This is a genomic window from Bacillus cereus group sp. MYBK101-2 (genome assembly GCF_051918845.1).
Classification (GTDB): domain Bacteria; phylum Bacillota; class Bacilli; order Bacillales; family Bacillaceae_G; genus Bacillus_A; species Bacillus_A paranthracis.
In genome coordinates this window covers 291280-315475 of record NZ_JBQAIE010000004.1, presented here as the reverse complement: position 1 = coordinate 315475, position 24196 = coordinate 291280, and the positions used below count along the sequence as shown (strand labels likewise).

Below are 24196 nucleotides of genomic sequence, written 5' to 3'. Positions count from 1 at the left end.
AAAAGGTTACCCCACCGACTTCGGGTGTTACAAACTCTCGTGGTGTGACGGGCGGTGTGTACAAGGCCCGGGAACGTATTCACCGCGGCATGCTGATCCGCGATTACTAGCGATTCCAGCTTCATGTAGGCGAGTTGCAGCCTACAATCCGAACTGAGAACGGTTTTATGAGATTAGCTCCACCTCGCGGTCTTGCAGCTCTTTGTACCGTCCATTGTAGCACGTGTGTAGCCCAGGTCATAAGGGGCATGATGATTTGACGTCATCCCCACCTTCCTCCGGTTTGTCACCGGCAGTCACCTTAGAGTGCCCAACTAAATGATGGCAACTAAGATCAAGGGTTGCGCTCGTTGCGGGACTTAACCCAACATCTCACGACACGAGCTGACGACAACCATGCACCACCTGTCACTCTGCTCCCGAAGGAGAAGCCCTATCTCTAGGGTTGTCAGAGGATGTCAAGACCTGGTAAGGTTCTTCGCGTTGCTTCGAATTAAACCACATGCTCCACCGCTTGTGCGGGCCCCCGTCAATTCCTTTGAGTTTCAGCCTTGCGGCCGTACTCCCCAGGCGGAGTGCTTAATGCGTTAACTTCAGCACTAAAGGGCGGAAACCCTCTAACACTTAGCACTCATCGTTTACGGCGTGGACTACCAGGGTATCTAATCCTGTTTGCTCCCCACGCTTTCGCGCCTCAGTGTCAGTTACAGACCAGAAAGTCGCCTTCGCCACTGGTGTTCCTCCATATCTCTACGCATTTCACCGCTACACATGGAATTCCACTTTCCTCTTCTGCACTCAAGTCTCCCAGTTTCCAATGACCCTCCACGGTTGAGCCGTGGGCTTTCACATCAGACTTAAGAAACCACCTGCGCGCGCTTTACGCCCAATAATTCCGGATAACGCTTGCCACCTACGTATTACCGCGGCTGCTGGCACGTAGTTAGCCGTGGCTTTCTGGTTAGGTACCGTCAAGGTGCCAGCTTATTCAACTAGCACTTGTTCTTCCCTAACAACAGAGTTTTACGACCCGAAAGCCTTCATCACTCACGCGGCGTTGCTCCGTCAGACTTTCGTCCATTGCGGAAGATTCCCTACTGCTGCCTCCCGTAGGAGTCTGGGCCGTGTCTCAGTCCCAGTGTGGCCGATCACCCTCTCAGGTCGGCTACGCATCGTTGCCTTGGTGAGCCGTTACCTCACCAACTAGCTAATGCGACGCGGGTCCATCCATAAGTGACAGCCGAAGCCGCCTTTCAATTTCGAACCATGCGGTTCAAAATGTTATCCGGTATTAGCCCCGGTTTCCCGGAGTTATCCCAGTCTTATGGGCAGGTTACCCACGTGTTACTCACCCGTCCGCCGCTAACTTCATAAGAGCAAGCTCTTAATCCATTCGCTCGACTTGCATGTATTAGGCACGCCGCCAGCGTTCATCCTGAGCCAGGATCAAACTCTCCAATAAAGTTAGTTTGTCTAGCATCTAAAATAAAAATTGACGTTTCACGTTGTTTGTTTCGTTTAGTTTTCAAAGTTCAACATCGCGTTTCAGCGACTTTTATAATATATCATAGTATATTATTTTCGTCAACAAGTTTTTTCGATAACTTATATCTCTCATTTGCTGACTCTGCCTATTATATAGGCTTTCCCGTCCCTATGCAAGTATTATTATAAAAAAATAAAGAGGGGAGATATCTCCCCTCTTATTCTTCTGAAGAAACCTCTTCGCTCGTTTCTTCCTCATCATCTTTTTGTGCTTTTGCTACTGTCGCTACCTCTTGCTCATCCTCTAATCGAATTAGACGAACACCTTGTGTATTACGTCCCATTTGAGAGATTTGATCAACTGGCATACGAATAATAACACCCGCTGCTGTAATTAACATAATATCTTCATCACCTGTTACAGATTTAACAGCTACTAATTTCCCGTTTTTATCTGTAATATTACAAGTCTTCAGACCTTTACCACCACGGCTTTGTAGACGGTATTCATCAATCGGCGTACGTTTTCCATAACCATTTTTCGTTACAATTAAAACATTTACATCCTCTTCGACAATTTCCATACCTACAACTTGATCTTCTTCACCTAATGTAATTGCTTTTACACCAGCCGCGTTACGTCCCATAGAACGCACATCTTGCTCGTTAAAACGAATTAACATACCATTGCTTGTTCCTACAATAATATCCTTATCACCAGATGTTAAACGTACAGATATTACTTCATCCTCTTCACGAAGAGAGATTGCAATTAAGCCATTCGTACGGATATTTGCAAATGATGAAAGTGGTGTTCTCTTAGAGATACCTTGTTTTGTTGTGAAGAATAAGAATTCATCGTCACCAAATTCACGAATTGGAATAATGGCGTTAATCCATTCACCCTTATCTACACCTAATAGGTTAATAATAGGTATACCTTTCGCTGTACGACTATACTCTGGGATTTCATATCCTTTCGTACGGTATACTTTCCCCTTATTAGTGAAGAATAGAATATGATCATGCGTAGAAGTAGTTAATAAATGCTCTACGAAATCATCATCATTTGTCCCCATTCCTTGCACACCACGTCCACCACGGTTCTGTGTTTTATACGTGGAAGCTGGTAACCTCTTAATATAACCATTATGAGTTAACGTAATGGCGATATTTTGTTCTGGAATCAAGTCTTCATCTTCAATAGACTCCATACCACCAATTGTAATTTCTGTGCGTCTCTTATCATTGAAGCGCTCTTTTACTTCCGTTAATTCTTCACGAATAATCTCAAGAACCTTTTCTTCATCTGCTAAGATTGCTTTTAATTCAGCGATTAACTTCATTAAGTCCTGATATTCTTGTTCAATCTTTTCGCGTTCTAAACCTGTTAAACGTTGCAAACGCATATCTAAAATAGCTTGCGCTTGTTTTTCACTTAAGCCGAAACGTTCCATTAAACCTTGCTTTGCAATTTCCGCTGTTTTCGAACTACGAATTAATGTAATAACTTCATCCAGATGATCTAAGGCAATTCGTAATCCTTCTAAAATATGAGCACGCGCTTCTGCTTTTTCTAGTTCATAAGCTGTACGTCTACGAATTACTACCTTTTGATGTTCCAAGTAATGATATAAATTTTGTTTTAAGTTCAGCACTTGTGGCTCTCCATTTACAAGAGACAGCATGTTAATACCGAAACTTGTTTGAAGTGCTGTATGTTTATATAAGTTGTTTAATAATACATTAGCATTGGCATCACGACGTACTTCCATAACAATACGCATACCATTTCGATCTGATTCATCACGTAAATCTGTAATACCTTCAATTTTCTTATCGCGAACTAATTCTGCAATTTTTTCAATTAATCGCGCCTTATTTACTTGATAAGGTAGTTCCGTTACGATAATAGATTGTTTGCCATTTGACTTCTCTTCAATTTCAACTTTAGCACGAAGTATAATAGAACCGCGTCCTGTTTCATAAGCTCTACGAATACCACTTCTTCCTAAAATTAAACCTGCCGTCGGGAAATCTGGTCCTGGAATGCACTCCATTAATTCTGCAATAGTAATATCGGGATTATGACTTAATGCCAATACGCCATCAATTACTTCGCCAAGTTGATGGGGCGGAATATTCGTTGCCATACCAACTGCAATACCTGTCGTACCATTTACTAGTAAATTAGGAAAGCGCGCTGGTAATACAATCGGCTCTCTTTCAGAACCATCGTAGTTATCTTGATAATCAATCGTATTTTTTGAAATATCACGTATTAATTCCATAGAGATTTTAGACATTCTTGCTTCTGTATAACGCATTGCTGCCGCTGAATCTCCATCGACAGATCCAAAGTTACCATGCCCATCAACAAGCATATAACGTTGACTGAAATCTTGCGCCATACGTACCATTGTTTCATAAACAGCTGAATCACCATGAGGGTGATACTTACCGATTACTTCACCAACAATACGTGCTGATTTCTTATACGCTTTATCAGCTGTAATTCCTAAATCATTCATCGCATATAAAACCCTACGATGCACAGGTTTTAATCCATCACGAACATCTGGTAATGCACGAGATACGATAACACTCATTGCGTAATCTAAAAATGAGGTACGCATTTCATGACTAATATTAATTTCTCGAATTCGTGCTTGTTGTTGATTGTCTGACATCAACGAGCACCTCCTCTTACATTTCCGTTACACATACATTGATTTATATGTAGAAGACAGGAATACTCAGATTCCTGTCATTACTCATTTAAATATCAAGGTTTTTCACGTATTTTGCATTTTCTTGGATAAAGTTACGACGTGGCTCTACTTTATCCCCCATTAAAATTTCAAATGTTTCATCTGCTTCAATTGCATCTTGAAGGGAAACTTGGAGTAATGAACGCACTTCTGGGTCCATTGTTGTTTCCCAAAGCTGGGTTGGGTTCATTTCTCCTAAACCTTTGTAACGTTGGATACCAGGTTTAGGTTGAGCTGGTAATTCAGCTAAAATCTTTTCAAGCTCTTTTTCATTATAAGCATATTGAATTTTTTTACCTTGTTGTATTTTAAACAACGGTGGCTGTGCAATATAGATATAACCGTGTTCAATAATTTGACGCATATAACGATAGAAGAACGTTAATAATAGGGTACGAATATGCGCACCATCTACGTCGGCATCCGTCATAATAATAACTTTATGATAACGAGCTTTCTCGATATCAAAATCGCCGCCAATGTTCGTACCAATTGCAGTAATAATTGTACGCACTTCATCGTTAGATAAAATTTTATCCAATCTTGCTTTTTCAACGTTAATAATTTTACCTTTTAGCGGTAAAATCGCTTGGAAGTGACGATCACGCCCTTGTTTTGCTGATCCACCGGCAGAGTCACCCTCTACAATGTAAATTTCACTAATTGCTGGATCTTTCGAAGAGCAATCTGCTAATTTACCAGGTAAACTTGAAACTTCTAATGCGCTCTTGCGGCGTGTCAATTCACGTGCTTTTTTCGCTGCAACACGTGCACGTGCTGCCATCGTACCTTTTTCTACGATTTTTCGTGCAACATTCGGGTTTTCTAGTAAGAACTTTTCAAATGCCTCTGAAAACACAGACTCTGTAATCGTTCTTGCTTCACTATTCCCAAGTTTCGTCTTCGTTTGTCCTTCAAATTGTGGGTTTGGATGTTTAATTGATACAATTGCAGTTAAACCTTCACGAACATCCTCACCCGTTAAGTTACTGTCTGCATCTTTTAAAATACTATTTTTACGTCCATAATCGTTAATCACACGAGTTAAAGCTGTTTTAAACCCTACTTCATGTGTTCCACCTTCATACGTATGAATGTTATTCGTAAATGAGTAGATATTATTTGTATATCCTTCGTTATACTGTAAGGAAACCTCAACTTGAATACCATCTTTTGATCCTTCTACGTATACAGGTTCTTCATGGATTGGTTGTTTTGAGCGATTTAAATGCTCGACGTATGATTTAATTCCACCTTCATAATGGAATTCTTTCTTTTGCTTATGTTCACGTTTATCTTCAATTGTTAATTTAATATTACGATTTAAAAATGCTAATTCACGCATACGAGTTGCGAGCGTATCAAATTCGTATACTGTTGTTTCCTGAAAAATTTCTGGATCTGGTTTAAATCGAGTTATCGTTCCTGTTTGATCTGTGTCACCAATGACTTTTAAATCCGCAACCGGAATACCTCTTTCGTATTTTTGATAATGGATTTTACCTTCACGATGTACAAATACCTCTAGTTCTGTTGATAGGGCATTTACTACAGATGCCCCAACACCATGCAAACCACCAGAAACTTTATAACCGCCGCCGCCAAACTTACCACCAGCATGAAGAACGGTCATAATAACTTCTACAGCAGGACGTCCCATTTTTTCTTGTATACCAACTGGAATACCACGTCCATTATCCGTTACACGAATACTATTATCTTCTTCGATACTAACGTTAATTTCATCACAGTACCCTGCAAGTGCCTCATCAATACTATTATCGACGATTTCCCATACAAGATGGTGAAGTCCTTTTCCGCTTGTAGATCCAATATACATACCAGGGCGTTTTCGAACTGCTTCTAGCCCTTCAAGTACCTGTATTTGACTTTCATCATATGAATTTTCTTGCATTTGCTTTTGTTCCATTGACACAAAGATCACCTACTTTTCCATTTAAACAGGGATTACGCCCTATCTATTTCACAATCTACCGTGCCGTTCGTTACATGAATTGTTTTCGCTTCTTTTAATGTTTCGTGTTCAATTCCGTCGACACTCGTCGTTGTCACAAATGTTTGCACTTTTCCTTGAATTGTATTTAACAGATGCGATTGACGATAATCATCTAATTCTGATAATACATCATCCAATAGAAGAATCGGATATTCTTTAACTTCTGAGTAAATCAATTCAATTTCAGCTAATTTTAGGGACAGTGCGGTCGTTCGTTGTTGTCCTTGCGAACCAAAGACTTGAACATTTTTACTATTAACGAAGAATTGTAAATCATCACGATGAGGACCAATTAAAGTCGTACCACGGAAAATTTCACGTTGTTTCACGGATTGAAAACTTTCATAGTATACTTCTTTTATTTTCGACAAATCCATTGATTCTGATACATCTACACTCGGTTTATAGACAATTTCTAATTCTTCTAACCCACGGCTTATACCACGATGAATTGGAGCTGCCCATTCTTGTAGTAAATGCAAAAATTCAAAGCGTTTTTGCAAAATTTTTGTACCATGCTCAATAAGTTGAAGTGTAAATACATCCAACATCGTTTCCTCATTCTTACTATTCCCTTGCATCTTTTTTAGCAAGTGATTTCGTTGTGTGAGCACCTTTTGATATTGACTCAATTCATACAAATAGACCGGAGCTATTTGGCCTAATTCCATATCTAAAAAGCGTCTTCTTACTTGAGGGCTTCCTTTTACAAGATTTAAATCTTCTGGGGCAAACATGACAACATTCATCACGCCAATATATTGACTCAGTTTTTGTTGTTCAAGTTGATTTAATTTTGCCTTTTTACCTTTTTTCGAGATATTTAATTCCAAAGACAAAGAACTATTTCTCTTTTGTAGCTTTCCTTTAATTTGACCGAAATCTTCATCCCAACGGATAAGCTCGCGATCATTAGAGGTTCTATGAGATTTCGCCATCGCTAAAACATAAATAGCTTCCATCAAATTCGTTTTCCCTTGCGCATTCTCGCCGATAATTACATTTACCTTATCTTCAAAGGAAAGCTCTAACTTTTCATAATTGCGATAGTTTTTTAATTGTATTTCTGAAATAAACAAAGGGCTCCCCCTTTATGACTGAACTTGGAAACTTCCGCTTCCTGGAATTTCAATAATATCGTTCGCATATAGTTTGCGACCTCTTCTATTTTCAAGTTCTTGATTCACGTACACTTCATATTCTTGTAAAAACCATTTTACAGCGCCACCTGTATCAATTACATCGGCTAACTTTAAAAATTGCCCTAGTGTAATATACTCTGTTGAAATTTTAATACGTTTCATAAAATCGCTCACTTTCTGAAAGTGTTCATTCTTTCATTGTACTAAATAAACTAGCATTAGGAAAGTAATACCCAAAAATCAAATAAGGGCTACTAGCATCTGAAAACTAGCAACCCTTATTTCTTACTTAGTAAGTACGAACCGGTAAAATTAATTGAATAATGGATTCATCATTTACTGTACGAATTAAGAATGGTCTCATTGCTCCAGTAAAGCTAATCTTAATTTCAGTACTATCTAATGCTTTTAGTGCATCCATCATATATTTTGCACTAAAAGATATTTTTAACTCTTCTCCATCTACTTTTTCACATTGAACTTCTTCTACTACTTTTCCGATTTCTGGTGAATTCGAGGAAATTTCTAGCATTGCTTGCTCTAAAGTTGATAATTTTACAACATTATTACGACCATCTCTTGCTAAAAGAGATGCACGATCAATTGCTTGTAAAAATTCTTTTGTATTTACAAAAATATCTGTTTTGCTCTCCGCTGGAATTAAGCGAGTTGTATCAGGGTAATTTCCTTCTAACAATCTTGAGAAGAATAATAAATGTTTTGTACGGAATAATACTTGATACTCCGTAATAACGATATCTACCATTTCTTCAGACTCATCTAGAATTTTGCTTAATTCATTTAAACTTTTTCCTGGAATAACAACATTTGCTTGGAACTCATCTGCAATGCCTTCGATTTTTGCTTTTCGAAGAGCTAGTCTGTGACTATCTGTAGCAATGCCAGTTAGTTCGCTGTTATATACCTTCCAGTTTACACCTGTCAAGATTGGTCTTGTTTCAGAAGTGGAAACTGCAAATACAGTTTGTCTAATCATATGTTTAAGTAAATCCGTTGGAATCTTAAAAACATGATGTTCTTCAATTTGTGGTAACAATGGATATTCTGCAGAATCTAAACCATTTAAATTAAACTCTGATTTTCCAGAAGTTATTTTTGTCATCAAATGATTTTCCACAGAAATTTCTACAGTTTCTTTAGGCAACTTCTTTACAATTTCACTAAAATATTTAGCCTGTAAAACAATACTTCCTGATTGATTCACTTCTACGATTTCTTTTCCATTCTCTTCAACTGGAATGAAAGATTCAATTGAAATATCAGCATCGCTTCCTGTTAATGTAACTCCTTCTTCCGTAGCGACAACTTTAATCCCCGTAAGGATCGGAATTGTTGTACGAGAAGAAACAGCCTTCATTACATCTTGTACACTTCTTACAAGATAGTCTTTTTGTATTGTAAAACGCATAAAGAAAAACCTCCGGTAAGTATAAGATTTTATTTAATTAATAAAGATAAAAAATAGTAGTAATAGTAATAGGGCTTGTGGATATGTGGATAACCCTGTTAAAGGATGTAAAAACAGTCTATCTACATGTGGATAGACTGTGCGTAAAACAAGGAAAGTTATTCACACTATTCAGCTACTACTTTAAAATATCGTTAATTTCTTCAACTTGCTTTTGTAATTGCGTATCCGTCTTAAGTAGCTTAGAAATTTTTTCATGAGCATGGATAACTGTTGTATGATCACGTCCACCGAATTCTTCACCTATTTTAGGTAAGGAGGAGTCTGTCAGTTCACGTGATAAATACATTGCAATTTGGCGAGGGAAGGCAACTGATTTCGTTCGCTTTTTCGCCTTGAAATCTTCCAATTTTACTTGATAAACATCTCCTACAGCTTTTTGAATATCATAAATGGAGATAATTTTTGGTTTAGAATTTGGAATAATATCTTTAAGTGCTTCGGCTGCTAAATCAGCATTAATATCTTTGTTAATTAAAGATGAATAAGCTACAACTCGGATGAGTGCACCTTCTAGTTCACGAATATTTGAATCGATTTGATTTGCAATATAAAGCATGACCTCATTTGGTATATCAAGTCCTTCAGCCTTTGCCTTTTTGCGCAAAATTGCAATCCGCGTTTCTAAATCTGGTGGCGTAATATCCGTAATGAGTCCCCATTCAAAGCGAGAACGAAGACGATCTTCTAAAGTTGGAATTTCTTTTGGTGGCCGATCACTGGAAATTACAATTTGTTTACTTTCTTCGTGTAATGCATTGAATGTATGGAAAAACTCTTCTTGAGTTTGTTCTTTTCCCGCTAAAAATTGAATATCATCTATCAATAAAACATCCACATTGCGGTATTTATTACGAAAATCGACAGCTTTATTATCACGAATAGAATTAATGAATTCATTTGTAAATTTTTCTGATGATAAATATACAACTTTGGCATTTGGGTTATGTTCAATTACATAATGACCAATTGCATGCATTAAATGGGTCTTTCCAAGTCCAACTCCCCCATAAATAAAGAGGGGATTATATGCTTTAGCTGGCGCTTCGGCTACGGCCAATGAAGCAGCGTGAGCAAAACGGTTACCAGAGCCAATAACAAACGTATCAAACGTATATTTTGGATTTAGCATACTCTGTGGTAAATGATTAGAATCATCTTGTGCTGAATTCGGTTTAGAAGGAGGAAGATCGATCTCCTCTTCAGCTTGACTTTGGGGAATAATAAAGCGAATAGCTAATTTTGCCCCTGTTAAATCATAAAGTGTTTCTGAAATTAGCTCTGAATAATGAGATTCTAGCCAATCGCGGGCGAATTCATTTGGAGCCGTAATTGTTAATACATCTTTCTTTAAATTATGTGCGGTCGTTGATTTTAACCATGTTTCATAACTTGGTTTACTGACCTTTTTTTCTAGTTCTTTTAAGGCGCTGTTCCATAAATCAGAGATGTTTTCCAAAGGTGTCCCTCCTTTACTAAGATGGTAAAAGAATAAGGTTGCGCAACAAATGTACAACCTAAATAAATATAAAATGTATATTTATACGAAACGTATTTTAAAACCTAAAAACGTCGTTTGTATATGAGATAGGGTTTTCGACAAAAAAAGCAAATGTGGATAATCATTTACCCACATGTGATTAAAACTGTCCACATGTTATACACAAATTGTGGATAAGATAAAGATGTGGAAAACTTATTCAAAGTGAAAACACAACTATAATATCAAAAAAAAGTAGCTATAGCAATGAAATTAAGAAAGTTATCCACAAAATCAATACCTTGTGGAATAAACTTGTCCACAACACGATATACTGTGTAAAAGTACGAAAAGAGTTTGTGGATATAAAAAACAAGAAAAAATATTTATCCACAAGGAAATATAGCGTCTGTGAAAAAGTATGTGAATAGGTTCAAAATGAATATTTGATGAAAATTTCTAGAACCATTGACATTTTCCTAGTTGATTAACTATAATTTATAAGACTGTCTTTAACAGATATTCCTCAGGGAGGTGTCATATAATGAAAAGAACTTACCAACCAAATAAACGTAAGCGCAGCAAAGTACATGGTTTCCGCAGCCGTATGAGCACAGCGAACGGACGTAAAGTGCTAGCAGCTCGTCGTCGTAAAGGAAGAAAAGTATTATCTGCGTAGACCACTGATCGTTCAGTGGTCTTTTTTTCTAATAATAGTGAATTTCCGCTGATGAACTACAGGAGTGTCAATTGATATGAAGAAAAAACATCGTATAAAAAAGAATGATGAATTCCAGACGGTTTTTCAAAAAGGAAAATCGACTGCGAATCGTCAATTTGTTGTGTATCAACTAGATAAAGAAGAGCAGCCAAACTTTCGTATTGGCCTTTCTGTCAGCAAGAAAATAGGAAATGCAGTAGTGCGTAACCGAATTAAACGTATGATTCGCCAGTCGATCACAGAATTAAAAGATGAGATAGATTCTGGAAAAGATTTTGTTATAATAGCAAGGAAGCCTTGTGCAGAGATGACATATGAAGAATTGAAGAAAAGCTTAATTCATGTCTTTAAACGCTCTGGTATGAAAAGAATAAAAAAGTAGCGTAAGGAAATGAATTACACTATATACATACCGATACAAGGAGGAGTAGGCTTTGAAAAAGAAATTAGGTTTACTAGCCATGGTTGTTGCATTAATGGCGATTACTGCTGGCTGTAGTGAAGTAAATCAGCCAATTACACCAAAAAGCACTGGAATTTGGAATGAATACTTCGTATACCCGCTTTCTCAGTTAATTACGTATTTTGCCAACTTATTTGGTAGTAATTACGGTTTAGCGATTGTTGTTACAACTCTTATTATTCGTTTTGCATTATTACCATTAATGATTAAACAAACGAAGAGTACGAAAGCAATGCAAGCGTTACAACCAGAAATGGTGAAGTTAAAAGAGAAATATAGTTCTAAAGATCAAGCAACGCAGCAAAAACTACAACAAGAAATGATGCAGTTGTATCAAAAAAATGGTGTAAATCCATTAGCAGGATGTTTACCAATCTTTGTTCAGATGCCTATTTTATTCGCGTTTTACCATGCGATTATGAGAACATCAGAAATTAGTAAGCATACATTCTTATGGTTCGACTTAGGACAAGCAGATCCGTTATATATTTTACCGGTTGTTGCAGCAATTACGACATTTATTCAGCAAAAACTTGCTATGGCAGGAACTGCTGGTCAAAATCCGCAAATGGCAATGATGATTTGGTTAATGCCAATCATGATTTTAATCTTTGCAATTAACTTCCCAGCTGCATTATCACTTTACTGGGTTGTTGGTAATATCTTTGGTATCGCTCAAATGTACTTGATCAAAGGGCCGGAAATTAAGGCTAGTAAGGCAGGAGGATCAAGCAAGTGAGTATAATTACTGCTAAAGGACAAACAGTCGAGCTGGCAGTACAGGATGCTTTAAGGCAATTAAATGTTTCAAAAGACCGAGTATATATAAATATTATCGATGAGGGTAAGAGAGGGTTCTTAGGCTTATTTGGGAACCGACCTGCAGTAGTAGAAGTTGTATTGAAGAAAGATCCAATTCAAGAATGTGAAGAATATTTAAAAAATGTTATTCACGATATGGGTGTGGAAGCTGAGATTAGTAAAATTGTAAAAGGACGAGAAGTTGAATTTACAATTTACGGCGAAAATGTAGGTGTTTTAATTGGGAAAAGAGGAAACACCTTGAATTCTTTACAGTATTTAACAAAACTTGTGGCGAATCGTAATACGAAGCAGTACATTGGTATCACATTAGATGCTGAAAATTATCGTAGTAAAAGAAAAGCTACGTTAGAAGCACTTTCTTATCGATTAGCAAAACAAGTGGTAAGTACGAAAAAAAGAGTTGTATTGGAGCCTATGCCATCTTTTGAACGAAAGATTATCCACCAAGCATTATCTAATCATCAAAATATCATTACAACTTCTGAAGGAAAAGAACCACATCGACATGTTGTAATATCTTCCAAGTGACCGGTTACTCAATTGAGTGCCGGTTTTTTTGAGGGGAAAATAGGTGTGGATAACTAAAAACACTAAACTTATCCACTGTGAATAAGTTTAGTGTTTTTTACATGAGGACATAATAAAATGAGTTATTATTCTTTTGTAGATAGGTTCGTTATGGTATTCTAATAATTTAGTGAAGAAAATAATCATGTTGAAATAGAGATAAATAAGCAAGTGAGGTGAAAGGACATGGAATTTGATACAATTGCCGCGATTTCCACAGCGCTTGGAGAGGGTGCAATTGCCATTGTTCGAGTAAGTGGGGATGATGCGGTTGAAAAAGTTAATCGTATTTTTAAAGGGAAGGATTTAACAGAGGTTCCTTCTCATACAATTCATTATGGTCATATTGTTGATTTAGATACAAATCAGGTTATTGAAGAAGTAATGGTGTCCATTATGCGTGCACCAAGGACTTTTACACGTGAAAATATAGTAGAAATTAACTGTCATGGTGGACTTGTTTCAGTAAATAAAGTATTGCAGCTTATTTTAGCGCAAGGAGTACGATTAGCGGAACCTGGTGAATTTACAAAACGTGCTTTTTTAAATGGCCGTATTGATTTATCACAAGCAGAAGCTGTTATGGACTTAATCCGTGCAAAAACAGATCGTGCAATGAACGTAGCGATTAATCAAATGGAGGGACGATTATCTAAATTAATCGGCCGTCTGCGTCAGGACATATTAGAAACGTTAGCTCATGTTGAGGTAAACATAGATTACCCGGAATATGATGATGTGGAAGAAATGACACATAATATTTTAATTGAGAAAGCTACACATGTTCGTGCTGAAATTGCAAAAATATTAGAAACATCAAAGCAAGGAAAGATTTTACGTGAGGGTATTGCTACTGCAATCATCGGTAGACCTAATGTTGGGAAATCATCGCTATTAAATAGTCTCGTTCAGGAGAAAAAGGCAATTGTAACTGATATTGCAGGAACAACTCGTGATGTTATTGAAGAGTACGTTAATGTGCGTGGTGTACCACTTAAACTTATAGATACGGCCGGAATTCGTGAAACAGAAGATGTTGTTGAACGAATTGGTGTAGAGCGTTCAAAAGAAATGATGAGTCAAGCTGATTTAGTGTTAGTTGTCGTTAATTATAGCGAAGCTTTAACGAATGAGGATGAAGATCTATTCCGTGCTGTACAAGGAAAAGATTTCATTGTTATTGTAAATAAGACAGATTTACCGCAAGCAATTGATATGGAACGTGTTATAGAATTGGCAGCGGGTAATCGTATTATTACAACGTCGTTAATTGAGGAACAGGGGATAGATGAGCTTGAAACGGCAATCGCTGATTTATTCTTTGAAGGAACAATTGATTCTGCAGATGTAACATATGTTTCTAACGCGAGACATATTGGATTATTAACACAAGCAGGAAAAACAATTGGAGATGCAATTGAGGCGATAGAAAATGGTGTTCCAATTGATATGGTGCAGATTGATTTAACAAGAACGTGGGAAATACTTGGTGAAATTACTGGTGACACCGTTCATGAAAGCTTAATTGACCAGTTGTTCTCTCAATTTTGTTTAGGAAAATAATATAGTGATGTTTCAGAAAGATAGAGATTATTAGGAGGAATAAACAATGGGATACAATGCCGGTTCATACGATGTCATAGTAATCGGTGCAGGTCATGCAGGATGTGAAGCTGGTCTTGCGGCAGCACGAATGGGCTCCAAAACATTAATGTTAACAATTAACTTAGATATGGTAGCGTTTATGCCATGTAACCCTTCTGTTGGTGGACCAGCAAAAGGGATTGTTGTTCGTGAAATTGATGCATTAGGCGGAGAAATGGGACGCAACATTGATAAAACGCATATTCAAATGCGTATGTTAAATACAGGTAAAGGGCCAGCTGTACGTGCACTTCGAGCACAAGCAGATAAGTTCTCTTACCAGCATGAATTAAAGAAAACAATTGAAGAAACACCAAACTTAACGTTGTTCCAAGGAATGGTAGAGCGTTTAATCGTTGAAGACGGCGAATGTAAAGGGGTAATTACGCAAGCTGGTGCTGAATATACAGCAAAGACAGTCGTAATTACGACTGGAACGTTTTTACGTGGTGAGATTATTATGGGAGATTTAAAATATTCGAGTGGTCCAAATAATCAACAACCATCTATTACTTTATCGGAACATTTAGAGGAGCTTGGATTTGATCTTGTTAGATTTAAAACAGGTACACCTCCGCGCGTAAATAGTAATACGATTGATTACAGTAAAACAGAAATTCAGCCAGGTGATGATAAGCCACGAGCTTTCTCTTTTGAAACGACAAAGTTTATTATGGATCAAATTCCATGTTGGTTAACGTATACGAGTACGGAAACACATCGTTTAATAGATGAAAACCTACATCGCTCAGCTATGTATTCTGGTATGATTAAGGGAACAGGTCCTAGATATTGTCCTTCAATTGAAGACAAGGTAGTAAGGTTTAATGATAAACCACGTCATCAAATTTTCTTAGAGCCAGAAGGACGTAACACACAAGAAGTGTACGTACAAGGTTTATCCACAAGCTTACCAGAAGACGTACAGCGTGATATGCTTAGAACAATCCCTGGTCTAGAAAATGTTGAAATGATGCGTACAGGTTATGCAATTGAATATGATGCAATTGTGCCAACGCAACTATGGCCAACACTTGAAACGAAAAAAATTAAAAATTTATATACAGCAGGACAAATTAACGGAACTTCTGGTTACGAAGAGGCGGCAGGACAAGGGCTTATGGCCGGAATTAATGCAGCATGTCGTTCTTTAGGTAAAAAAGAAGTGATTTTAGGTCGTGAGGATGCTTATATTGGTGTCTTAATTGATGATCTTGTAACGAAAGGTACGAATGAACCATATCGTTTATTAACGTCTCGTGCAGAGTATCGTCTATTATTACGCCATGATAATGCGGATCTTCGTTTAACTGAAATTGGTCATGAAATTGGATTAATTAAAGAAGAACGCTATGAGCGATTTACAAATAAAAAATTACAAATTGAACAGGAAAAGGAACGTTTAAGTAGCATTATTATTAAACCACGTCCTGAAGTTCAAGAATTAATTCGCAATATTGGTGGAAGTGAATTGAAAGATGGAATACGTGCAAGTGACTTATTACGTCGTCCAGAGATGACATATGAGCATATCCGTCTTTTAGTACCAAGTGAAGTAGAATTAAGTGATGAAGTTACAGAACAAGTTGAAATTCAGATTAAGTACGAAGGATATATCGAAAAATCTTTACAGCAAGTAGAGCGTATGAAAAAGATGGAAAGTAAAAAAATTCCTGTCGATATTGATTATGATGCGATTTCTAGCCTTGCATCAGAAGCTAGACAGAAGTTGAAAGATGTTCGTCCACTTTCAGTGGGGCAGGCTTCACGTATATCGGGCGTAAATCCAGCGGACATTTCCATTTTACTTGTGTATATTGAACAAGGAAAAATTGCGCGAGTATCGAACCAATAAATAGTAAGGAGATATTGTTAGATGAACATAGAACAATTTCAATCTATGCTAGAAGAGAAGGGTATCACCCTCTCTTCTAGACAGTTAGAGCAGTTCGAAATCTACTTCGAAACATTAGTAGAATGGAATGAAAAAATGAATTTAACGGCTATTACGGAAAAAGAGGAAGTATATTTAAAACACTTTTTTGATTCCATTACAGCTGCTTTTTATTACGATTTTTCAAAACCATTCTCAATTTGTGATGTTGGCGCAGGAGCTGGATTCCCAAGTATTCCTTTAAAAATCTGTTTCCCGCATTTAAAAGTGACGATTGTAGACTCATTGCAAAAACGTATTAATTTCTTAAATCATTTAGCACAAAAGTTGGAATTGAGTGACGTCGCGTTTTGTCATGATCGTGCTGAAACATTTGGAAAAAAAGAAGGTGTACGTGAAGCGTACGACATTGTAATGGCACGTGCAGTCGCACGTCTTTCAGTATTAAGTGAGCTGTGTTTACCACTTGTAAAAGTTGGGGGAACATTCATTGCAATGAAAGGTGCTGCAGCAAACGAAGAAATTGAAAATGGCAAGTATGCTTTAGAGGTGCTAGGCGGAGATTTAAAAGAAATGTCTACGTTCCAATTACCGTTTGAAGAAAGTGAACGTAATATTTTATTAATCGAGAAAAAGCGCAAGACACCAAAGAAATATCCACGCAAACCGGGAACACCCAATAAATTACCTATTGAAAAATAAATCTTATTAGACGTAAGATTAAATTATATAAATGAAAACGTAAATGTTTCATAGGAAACATTTTATGGAGAATAGTCAATAGGCCTAAAGGTGGTGGAATATGTATGAAAAATACGTTTTCTCGTTTATTTGGCTTTGGAGATAAAGAGAGCGAATTCGAATTACAAGACGAAAGCCATGAAGAAATAGATAAAAAGGTATATGAAGAAATACAAGAAATTCCGATAGTAAATATTACCCCTAACCGTTATCAACCACGAACAGTTTTTGATGACGCGCGTATTGAGGAACTAGCATTAACGATTCGTACACATGGACTTATTCAGCCAATTGTTGTGAGGCAATATGAGGATGATAAGTACGAGATTATTGCTGGAGAAAGGCGTTTCCGTGCAGCAACAAAGTTAGGGTGGGAAAAGGTTCCTGCAATTATAAAAAACTTAAATGATACAGAAACAGCTTCTGTGGCTTTAATTGAAAACTTGCAACGTGAGGAACTAACAGCAATCGAGGAAGCTGTGGCATATCAAAAGCTAATTGAGTTACATAATTTAACGCAAGAAGCATTGGCACAAAGACTCGGAAAAGGACAATCCACAATCGCAAATAAGTTGCGATTGTTAAAGTTGCCTGAAGAAATAAAAAATGCGTTATTAGAAAAAAGTATTACAGAACGCCATGCCCGTGCGCTCATCCCTTTAAAGAATGGGGAATTACAACTGAAGGTTTTACAGGAAATTGTGGAGAAACAACTGAATGTAAAGCAAACAGAGGAACGAATTGCGAAATTACTAGAGGAAGCAAAACCGAAGCGTAAGGCAAAGCAAAAAGCAGTAAGTCGAGATACGAGAATTGCCATGAATACAATTAGGCAGTCATTACAAATGGTTGCTGACAGTGGTTTAAATGTTAATTCTGAGGAAGAAGAGTTTGACGAGTACTATCAAATTACAATTCAAATTCCGAAGAAAAAATAATAATGGCGTGTTAGAGACCTGATCCTATTGGATAGGTCTCTTTTACTATATTTTCTTGTTAGATGAAGAAGGAGTTTACAAATAAATTTTGAAGTTTAATAAGGACGTAAAAGAAAAACTTTTATTTCATGTTACAATAAACGTAATTGTTACTAGAATAAGATAGAAAGGTTGAAAGTAGGTGACATCATGGGAAAAATCATTGCTATAGCCAATCAAAAGGGTGGCGTTGGAAAAACAACAACATCTGTTAATTTAGGGGCTGGATTGGCACAAGTAGGTAAAAAGGTCCTTCTTGTAGATATTGATGCTCAAGGAAATGCAACGACGGGTGTGGGAATTGAAAAATCCGAATTAGATCAATGTATTTACAATGTTCTTGTGGAAGATGCAGATGTTCAAGGGGTTATACAGAAAACCGCAACTGAAAACTTAGATGTTCTACCCGCTACAATTCAATTAGCAGGTGCTGAAATTGAATTGGTACCGACTATTTCCCGGGAAGTACGTTTGCAAAGGGCATTACAGCCAGTTCGTGATGAATATGATTATATTATTATCGACTGTCCCCCGTCCTTAGGGTTATTAACGATTAATGCATTAACTGCAGCAGATTCTGTTATTATTCCTGTTCAATGCGAATATTACGCACTAGAAGGGTTAAGTCAGCTATTAAATACAGTTCGACTTGTGCAAAAGCACTTAAATAAAAATCTAGCAATTCAAGGCGTATTGCTAACAATGTTAGATGCCCGTACAAATTTAGGGATTCAGGTTATAGATGAAGTGAAAAAATACTTTAGAGATAAAGTATACCGTTCGATTATCCCTCGTAATGTTCGCTTGAGTGAAGCACCAAGTCATGGGAAACCAATTATGCAGTATGACGCTAAATCAAGAGGGGCAGAAGTATATATAGATTTAGCAGAGGAAGTGATTGCAGGTGGCTAAAGGATTAGGAAGAGGAATCAATGTGTTTTTTCCTGATTTAGATGTGAAAGAAGAAGAGACAATTCAGGAGATTACGATAACTGAATTAAGACCGAATCCATATCAACCACGTAAACACTTTAATAAAGAGGCGATTCAGGAATTATCGGCCTCTATTAAAGAGCACGGCATATTACAACCATTGATTGCTAGAAAGAGTATTAAAGGATATGAAATTGTTGCAGGTGAAAGAAGATATCGTGCTGCTAAAGAGGCGGGACTCGAAAAAGTACCTGCCGTTGTAAGACAATTAAATGAACAGCAAATGATGGAGTTTGCATTGCTTGAAAACTTACAACGAGAAGATTTAAATCCAATGGAAGAAGCAATGGCATATCAAATGTTAATGAATGAGCTAAATGTGACGCAAGAACAATTAGCAAAACGTCTTGGTAAGAGTAGACCTTACATTGCAAACTATACGCGATTATTAAGCCTCCCTTCTTTTGTGCAAGATATGATTGCAAACGGTCAACTTTCAATGGCTCATGGGAGAACTTTACTTACGATAAAAGATGAAGAGCAGTTGAAATCTTTACTGAAACGAATTGAAAAAGAAGGATTAAATGTTCGTCAATTAGAGAAAATTGTTCAGGAGATTAATCAACGCGTTTCACGTGAAACAAAACAAGTAAAAAAAGAGAGAAACATATTTTTCGTAGAACGCGAAACGTTCTTAAGAGAAAAGTTTGGCACAGAGGTAAAAATTAAAGAAACAAAAAAGGAAAAAGGTAAAATCGAAATTGAATTTTTCAATAAAGAAGATTTAAATCGTATTTTAGAATTATTAGCGCAGCAAAACTAAAAAGCAAACCATCTTATTATTTATAGATGGTTTGCTTTTTTTAATACAGATAATTTTTGGTCTGTTTCTATTATGCTTTGTGCAATTACATCAGCCATTTTCATAACTAAACTTAATCTTGTATTTTGCAGGACGAAAAACTCCATAAAACCATTTAGATTTACGATGCCATGAATATGTAAATCACCAACTGCTGGTAATTTCTTATTCATCGCAGCTCCAGGTTTACTAGGTCCCATTCCGGTAGTGATGGAACCGATATTTTGAGATTTTCCTAAACAAGCATCAACCGCAATTATAAATGAAGTAGGATTATCTTTCTGTATATTCTGAATTTTTTCTTCTAAATTTAGCGCATGTACTGGTTCATCTAGTGTGCCGAACACTTGGAAGTTTGTAATTCCTACTTGTTCTAGTTTCGTACCGACTAATGGCCCGAGTGCATCGCCTGTAGAACGATCTGTTCCGATACAAACGAGAATAATTGGTATATGAGTCTTAATAGGGATGTGGGAAAGTAAGAAGTTACTAATTGTCTCAGAGGCTTCTAAATCTTGGTGCATAACGTTTTGAGTTTCTTTTTCGAAAAAAGGTAAGCGAAAACTTCCAATATTCATGAAGCACCCATCCTTTTAATAAATTTTCAAAATATGTTATATGGTGAGTAAAATGGAAAACTATAAGTGCGTACTTGCTGTAAAACTTAAGTGAGAACGGAAATAATAGTACTAGTATATATATATTCGTTCCATTTTATACCTGCACGGAAGTTAATAAATGTAATTAAAGACATAAAATTTTTTCAGCAATTAGGAGACTTCTGATACAATAAGAAGGATAACTAAAAAGAAATTTTGGCTGGAGAGGTAGAGGTACATGGATTTATTAACGAAGTGGTTTAATGCTACGAGACAGTATTTATTAGATGCTGATCGTTGGGCTCATATTGGAATTGCGACATTAAAAATATGTATCATTTTAACAATTGGTGCAATTGTAGTACGAATTGCAAGAGCGGTTGTACGAAATGCGTTTCGCATGGGAAGTCGTTCTCCAATTCAAATTTCAGAACGTCGTACAGTTACAGTAGCAAAATTACTTGAGAATATTGTGGCATACGTTGTTATGTTTATTATGTTAATTGCGATTTTAGGTGTGTTCGATATTAATGCATCAGGTTTATTAGCCGGTGCTGGGGTAATTGGTTTAGCAGTCGGATTTGGTGCTCAAAGTTTAGTGAAAGATGTTATTACAGGATTATTTATCTTGCTAGAAGATCAATTTTCAGTAGGTGACTATGTAAGAATTGGGCAGTTTGAAGGTGTCGTTTTAGAAATTGGACTTCGTACAACAAAAGTAAAAAGTTGGACAGGTGAAATTCATACTTTACCAAATGGAAGTATTGTTCAAGTTACGAACTTCTCGGTAAGTAATAGTGTAGCATTTGTGGATGTATCTATTTCATATGAGGCGGATATTGCAAAAGCAGAGCAAGTCATTGAAGAGTTATTAGAGGAATTACCTGCAAAGTATGAACAAATGGTAACAACACCTCAGTTGTTAGGTGTACAAACATTAGCTGCTTCAGAAGTTATACTACGTGTTATTGCTGAAGTAGAGCCAATGCAACATGCAGTTATTGCAAGGGCACTTCGTAAAGAAATTAAAAATCGTCTAGATTTACATGGTATTGAAATTCCATATCCACGTATGGTTTTATATAATCGTGAAGAATTAGTGAGTGAAAAAGCAATTTAGTATGGAGAGGGGTTTGGAGAATGGAGCAAAAGCAGTATAACTTGTATGATGTTGTGGAAATGAAGAAAGCCCACCCATGTGGGGAGAATCGTTGGAAGATTATTCGTATGGGAATGGATATCCGCATTAAGTGCGAGGGATGTGACCATTCAGTAATGATTCCTCGAAGAGAGTTCGATCGTAAGGTGAAAAAAATACTTGTGAAGCACGAAGAATAGAGAGAAAGTAACAGTTGCAGTGGGTAGCTGTTACTTTTTTTCGTTTGGAGGAAACTTGTCATTTTTTTCGTTACTATCTATAATGATGAAAGATTGAGACATAGGAGTGAAAAATATGGGATTAACGGCTGGGATTGTTGGATTACCTAACGTAGGGAAGTCCACTTTATTTAATGCAATTACACAAGCAGGAGCAGAATCTGCAAACTATCCATTCTGTACAATTGATCCAAACGTAGGAATTGTAGAAGTACCAGATGAGCGTTTAAATAAATTAACGGAATTAGTAGAACCGAAAAAAACTGTTCCGACTGTATTTGAGTTTACTGATATTGCAGGTATCGTAAAGGGTGCTAGTAAAGGCGAAGGTTTAGGAAATAAATTCTTATCTCACATTCGCCAAGTAGATGCAATTTGCCAAGTTGTTCGTTGTTTTGAAGACGAAAATATTACGCACGTTTCAGGGAAAGTAGATCCAATTGATGATATTGAAACAATCAACTTAGAGCTAATCTTAGCGGATTTAGAATCTGTTGATAAACGTATTGAACGAGTTGCGAAATTAGCAAGACAAAAAGATAAAGAAGCAGTATATGAACATGAAATTTTAGTACGTTTAAAAGAAGCTTTCGAAGAGGGAAAACCAGCTCGTACCGTTGAATTTACAGAAGAGCAAATGAAGATTGTGAAAGGTCTTCATTTATTGACAACGAAAGAAATGTTATACGTAGCAAACGTAAGCGAGGACGATGTAATCGATCCTTCTGAAAATAAATACGTACAAATGGTAAAAGAATTTGCTGCAAATGAAAATTCTCAAGTAATCGTTGTATGTGCAAAAATCGAATCAGAAATCGCTGAGTTAGACGAAGAAGAGAAAAAGGTATTCCTTGAAGAACTAGGCATTGAAGAATCTGGTTTAGATCAATTAATTCGTGCTGCATATGATTTATTAGGACTTGCTACTTATTTCACAGCTGGTGTACAAGAAGTACGTGCATGGACATTCAAACAAGGTATGAAAGCACCACAATGTGCTGGTGTAATTCATACAGACTTTGAGCGTGGATTTATTCGTGCAGAAACAGTTTCTTACGAAGACTTAATGACAAACGGTTCTATGACAGCTGCAAAAGAAGCTGGTAAAGTTCGTTTAGAAGGAAAAGAGTATATCGTAAAAGACGGAGACGTTATGCACTTCCGTTTCAACGTTTAATTTAATATTTCCTAGGAAAAATAAAGATATGAGCTTGGCAAATATATTATATGTTTGCCAAGTTTTTTATGTATGGGTGAGTTGATTCATCTAACTTACTATGATATAATCTAAACTCGTGAGTAATTACTAAAAATTAATTGCTCCTTGCCCATTATGGGCCGTTTAGACCAAAAGGAGGTGAAAGTGTAATGAGAAAGTACGAAATTATGTACATCATTCGTCCTGGCGTTGAAGAAGAAGCTCAAAAAGCTTTAGTTGAACGTTTTGCAGGTGTTTTAACAAACAATGGTGCAGAAATCATTAACACGAAAGAGTGGGGTAAGCGTCGTTTAGCTTACGAAATCAACGACTTACGTGAAGGTTTCTACATGATCTTAAACGTGAAATCTAACGCAGAAGCGATTAACGAATTCGACCGTTTAGCTAAGATCAACGAAGACATCCTTCGTCATATCGTTGTTAAAGAAGAAGAAAAATAATTGATATATAAGGGAGAGTGGTTCGATTGATGAATCGTGTTATCCTCGTTGGTCGTTTAACTAAGGACCCTGACTTACGTTACACGCCCAATGGTGTTGCAGTAGCTACTTTTACGTTAGCTGTGAATCGCGCATTTGCCAATCAACAAGGTGAGCGTGAAGCTGACTTTATTAATTGTGTTATATGGCGTAAACAAGCAGAAAACGTAGCAAATTATTTGAAAAAAGGTAGCTTAGCAGGCGTAGATGGGCGTCTTCAAACTCGTAATTACGAGGGACAAGATGGTAAACGTGTATACGTAACAGAAGTTCTTGCGGAAAGCGTACAATTTTTAGAGCCGCGTAATGGCGGTGGGGAGCAACGCGGTTCATTTAATCAGCAACCATCAGGAGCTGGTTTCGGTAACCAAGGCTCTAACCCATTTGGTCAATCTAGTAATTCAGGTAACCAAGGTAACTCTGGATTTACGAAGAATGACGATCCATTTTCAAATGTAGGTCAACCGATCGACATTTCCGACGACGATTTACCGTTCTAATACAGTAAATT

Annotated in this window: 22 protein-coding genes and 1 rRNA gene; 15 read left to right on the top strand and 8 right to left on the bottom strand. The window is 36.9% G+C overall.

The window, feature by feature from the left end:
* The 7 genes from ACTFSI_RS12325 to dnaA all read right to left on the bottom strand — a co-directional run.
* Positions 1-1462 (bottom strand): 16S ribosomal RNA (locus ACTFSI_RS12325); the annotation flags it as partial.
* A 241-nt stretch (positions 1463-1703) separates the two neighbouring features.
* Positions 1704-4175 carry a DNA gyrase subunit A gene (gyrA, locus tag ACTFSI_RS12320; protein WP_001282850.1) on the bottom strand — a complete coding sequence of 824 codons (2472 nt, stop codon included), beginning with the start codon at positions 4173-4175 and terminating at the stop codon, positions 1704-1706.
* Positions 4176-4263: 88 nt separating this feature from the next.
* Entirely contained in the window at positions 4264-6186 is a 1923-nt protein-coding gene (gyrB, locus tag ACTFSI_RS12315; protein ID WP_000435991.1) for a DNA topoisomerase (ATP-hydrolyzing) subunit B, read from the bottom strand.
* Positions 6187-6224: 38 nt separating this feature from the next.
* Positions 6225-7352 carry a DNA replication/repair protein RecF gene (gene recF / locus ACTFSI_RS12310; RefSeq protein WP_000470750.1) on the bottom strand — a complete coding sequence of 376 codons (1128 nt, stop codon included), beginning with the start codon at positions 7350-7352 and terminating at the stop codon, positions 6225-6227.
* Positions 7353-7364: 12 nt separating this feature from the next.
* A complete protein-coding gene (yaaA, locus tag ACTFSI_RS12305; protein WP_000821367.1) occupies positions 7365-7577 on the bottom strand; it encodes a S4 domain-containing protein YaaA in 213 nt (70 codons plus the stop codon).
* A 127-nt stretch (positions 7578-7704) separates the two neighbouring features.
* A complete protein-coding gene (gene dnaN / locus ACTFSI_RS12300) occupies positions 7705-8844 on the bottom strand; it encodes a DNA polymerase III subunit beta (protein WP_001212896.1) in 1140 nt (379 codons plus the stop codon).
* A gap of 178 nt (positions 8845-9022) precedes the next feature.
* Positions 9023-10363, bottom strand: a complete 1341-nt coding sequence (gene dnaA / locus ACTFSI_RS12295; protein WP_000428025.1) for a chromosomal replication initiator protein DnaA — start codon at positions 10361-10363, stop codon at positions 9023-9025.
* Between the two features lie 565 nt (positions 10364-10928).
* Here dnaA and rpmH point away from each other — a divergent pair.
* The 10 genes from rpmH (at position 10929) to spo0J (ending at position 19972) form a co-directional block, all read left to right on the top strand.
* Positions 10929-11063 (top strand): 50S ribosomal protein L34, encoded by a 135-nt coding sequence (rpmH, locus tag ACTFSI_RS12290; RefSeq protein WP_000831901.1) that lies wholly within the window; start codon positions 10929-10931, stop codon positions 11061-11063.
* A gap of 76 nt (positions 11064-11139) precedes the next feature.
* Entirely contained in the window at positions 11140-11487 is a 348-nt protein-coding gene (rnpA, locus tag ACTFSI_RS12285) for a ribonuclease P protein component (protein ID WP_000726629.1), read from the top strand.
* Positions 11488-11539: 52 nt separating this feature from the next.
* Entirely contained in the window at positions 11540-12307 is a 768-nt protein-coding gene (gene spoIIIJ, locus ACTFSI_RS12280; RefSeq protein ID WP_000727745.1) for a YidC family membrane integrase SpoIIIJ, read from the top strand.
* Positions 12304-12921, top strand: a complete 618-nt coding sequence (jag, locus tag ACTFSI_RS12275) for an RNA-binding cell elongation regulator Jag/EloR (RefSeq protein WP_000022810.1) — start codon at positions 12304-12306, stop codon at positions 12919-12921. The genes spoIIIJ and jag overlap by 4 nt, the downstream gene beginning before the upstream one ends.
* A 225-nt stretch (positions 12922-13146) precedes the next feature.
* Positions 13147-14523 (top strand): tRNA uridine-5-carboxymethylaminomethyl(34) synthesis GTPase MnmE, encoded by a 1377-nt coding sequence (gene mnmE, locus ACTFSI_RS12270; RefSeq protein ID WP_000393772.1) that lies wholly within the window; start codon positions 13147-13149, stop codon positions 14521-14523.
* A gap of 46 nt (positions 14524-14569) precedes the next feature.
* A complete protein-coding gene (mnmG, locus tag ACTFSI_RS12265) occupies positions 14570-16459 on the top strand; it encodes a tRNA uridine-5-carboxymethylaminomethyl(34) synthesis enzyme MnmG (protein ID WP_000541034.1) in 1890 nt (629 codons plus the stop codon).
* Positions 16460-16480: 21 nt separating this feature from the next.
* Complete coding sequence (rsmG, locus tag ACTFSI_RS12260) at positions 16481-17200, top strand: 16S rRNA (guanine(527)-N(7))-methyltransferase RsmG (protein WP_001019621.1); 720 nt, start codon at positions 16481-16483, stop codon at positions 17198-17200.
* Between the two features lie 104 nt (positions 17201-17304).
* Entirely contained in the window at positions 17305-18177 is an 873-nt protein-coding gene (gene noc, locus ACTFSI_RS12255; protein ID WP_440045417.1) for a nucleoid occlusion protein, read from the top strand.
* A 189-nt stretch (positions 18178-18366) separates the two neighbouring features.
* Positions 18367-19128 carry a sporulation initiation inhibitor protein Soj gene (gene soj, locus ACTFSI_RS12250; protein ID WP_000516114.1) on the top strand — a complete coding sequence of 254 codons (762 nt, stop codon included), beginning with the start codon at positions 18367-18369 and terminating at the stop codon, positions 19126-19128.
* Positions 19121-19972 carry a stage 0 sporulation protein Spo0J gene (gene spo0J / locus ACTFSI_RS12245; RefSeq protein ID WP_001051838.1) on the top strand — a complete coding sequence of 284 codons (852 nt, stop codon included), beginning with the start codon at positions 19121-19123 and terminating at the stop codon, positions 19970-19972. The genes soj and spo0J overlap by 8 nt, the downstream gene beginning before the upstream one ends.
* Positions 19973-19992: 20 nt before the next feature.
* Here the strand turns inward: spo0J and yyaC are convergent, their stop codons facing one another.
* Complete coding sequence (yyaC, locus tag ACTFSI_RS12240) at positions 19993-20589, bottom strand: spore protease YyaC (RefSeq protein ID WP_001020728.1); 597 nt, start codon at positions 20587-20589, stop codon at positions 19993-19995.
* A 259-nt stretch (positions 20590-20848) separates the two neighbouring features.
* On the opposite strand from yyaC, the gene ACTFSI_RS12235 reads away from it, so the two are divergent.
* From ACTFSI_RS12235 to ssb, 5 genes are all read left to right on the top strand, one after another.
* On the top strand, positions 20849-21730 hold the full coding sequence (locus ACTFSI_RS12235) for a mechanosensitive ion channel family protein (RefSeq protein WP_000365107.1): 882 nt from the start codon (positions 20849-20851) through the stop codon (positions 21728-21730).
* Between the two features lie 20 nt (positions 21731-21750).
* The gene (locus tag ACTFSI_RS12230) at positions 21751-21948 is read left to right on the top strand and encodes a DUF951 domain-containing protein (RefSeq protein WP_000436051.1); all 198 of its coding nucleotides are present in this window, start codon (positions 21751-21753) and stop codon (positions 21946-21948) included.
* Positions 21949-22063: 115 nt separating this feature from the next.
* A complete protein-coding gene (gene ychF, locus ACTFSI_RS12225; RefSeq protein ID WP_000524669.1) occupies positions 22064-23164 on the top strand; it encodes a redox-regulated ATPase YchF in 1101 nt (366 codons plus the stop codon).
* 191 nt (positions 23165-23355) lie between these two features.
* The gene (rpsF, locus tag ACTFSI_RS12220; RefSeq protein WP_001233778.1) at positions 23356-23646 is read left to right on the top strand and encodes a 30S ribosomal protein S6; all 291 of its coding nucleotides are present in this window, start codon (positions 23356-23358) and stop codon (positions 23644-23646) included.
* A 26-nt stretch (positions 23647-23672) separates the two neighbouring features.
* Positions 23673-24185, top strand: coding sequence for a single-stranded DNA-binding protein (gene ssb / locus ACTFSI_RS12215; RefSeq protein WP_000981966.1), 513 nt, complete (start codon positions 23673-23675; stop codon positions 24183-24185).
* Positions 24186-24196 lie beyond the last annotated feature (11 nt).

What these genes read in the sequence shown, in the direction of transcription:
- ychF (WP_000524669.1), top strand. Translation starts at nt 22,064, where the DNA reads ATGGGATTAACGGCTGGGATTGTTGGATTACCTAACGTAGGGAAGTCC.
- gyrA (WP_001282850.1), bottom strand. Translation starts at nt 4,175, where the DNA reads ATGTCAGACAATCAACAACAAGCACGAATTCGAGAAATTAATATTAGT.
- yaaA (WP_000821367.1), bottom strand. Translation starts at nt 7,577, where the DNA reads ATGAAACGTATTAAAATTTCAACAGAGTATATTACACTAGGGCAATTT.
- mnmE (WP_000393772.1), top strand. Translation starts at nt 13,147, where the DNA reads ATGGAATTTGATACAATTGCCGCGATTTCCACAGCGCTTGGAGAGGGT.
- gyrB (WP_000435991.1), bottom strand. Translation starts at nt 6,186, where the DNA reads ATGGAACAAAAGCAAATGCAAGAAAATTCATATGATGAAAGTCAAATA.
- soj (WP_000516114.1), top strand. Translation starts at nt 18,367, where the DNA reads ATGGGAAAAATCATTGCTATAGCCAATCAAAAGGGTGGCGTTGGAAAA.
- ACTFSI_RS12230 (WP_000436051.1), top strand. Translation starts at nt 21,751, where the DNA reads ATGGAGCAAAAGCAGTATAACTTGTATGATGTTGTGGAAATGAAGAAA.
- mnmG (WP_000541034.1), top strand. Translation starts at nt 14,570, where the DNA reads ATGGGATACAATGCCGGTTCATACGATGTCATAGTAATCGGTGCAGGT.
- rpmH (WP_000831901.1), top strand. Translation starts at nt 10,929, where the DNA reads ATGAAAAGAACTTACCAACCAAATAAACGTAAGCGCAGCAAAGTACAT.
- ACTFSI_RS12235 (WP_000365107.1), top strand. Translation starts at nt 20,849, where the DNA reads ATGGATTTATTAACGAAGTGGTTTAATGCTACGAGACAGTATTTATTA.
- rpsF (WP_001233778.1), top strand. Translation starts at nt 23,356, where the DNA reads ATGAGAAAGTACGAAATTATGTACATCATTCGTCCTGGCGTTGAAGAA.
- rsmG (WP_001019621.1), top strand. Translation starts at nt 16,481, where the DNA reads ATGAACATAGAACAATTTCAATCTATGCTAGAAGAGAAGGGTATCACC.
- yyaC (WP_001020728.1), bottom strand. Translation starts at nt 20,589, where the DNA reads ATGAATATTGGAAGTTTTCGCTTACCTTTTTTCGAAAAAGAAACTCAA.
- noc (WP_440045417.1), top strand. Translation starts at nt 17,305, where the DNA reads ATGAAAAATACGTTTTCTCGTTTATTTGGCTTTGGAGATAAAGAGAGC.
- rnpA (WP_000726629.1), top strand. Translation starts at nt 11,140, where the DNA reads ATGAAGAAAAAACATCGTATAAAAAAGAATGATGAATTCCAGACGGTT.
- dnaN (WP_001212896.1), bottom strand. Translation starts at nt 8,844, where the DNA reads ATGCGTTTTACAATACAAAAAGACTATCTTGTAAGAAGTGTACAAGAT.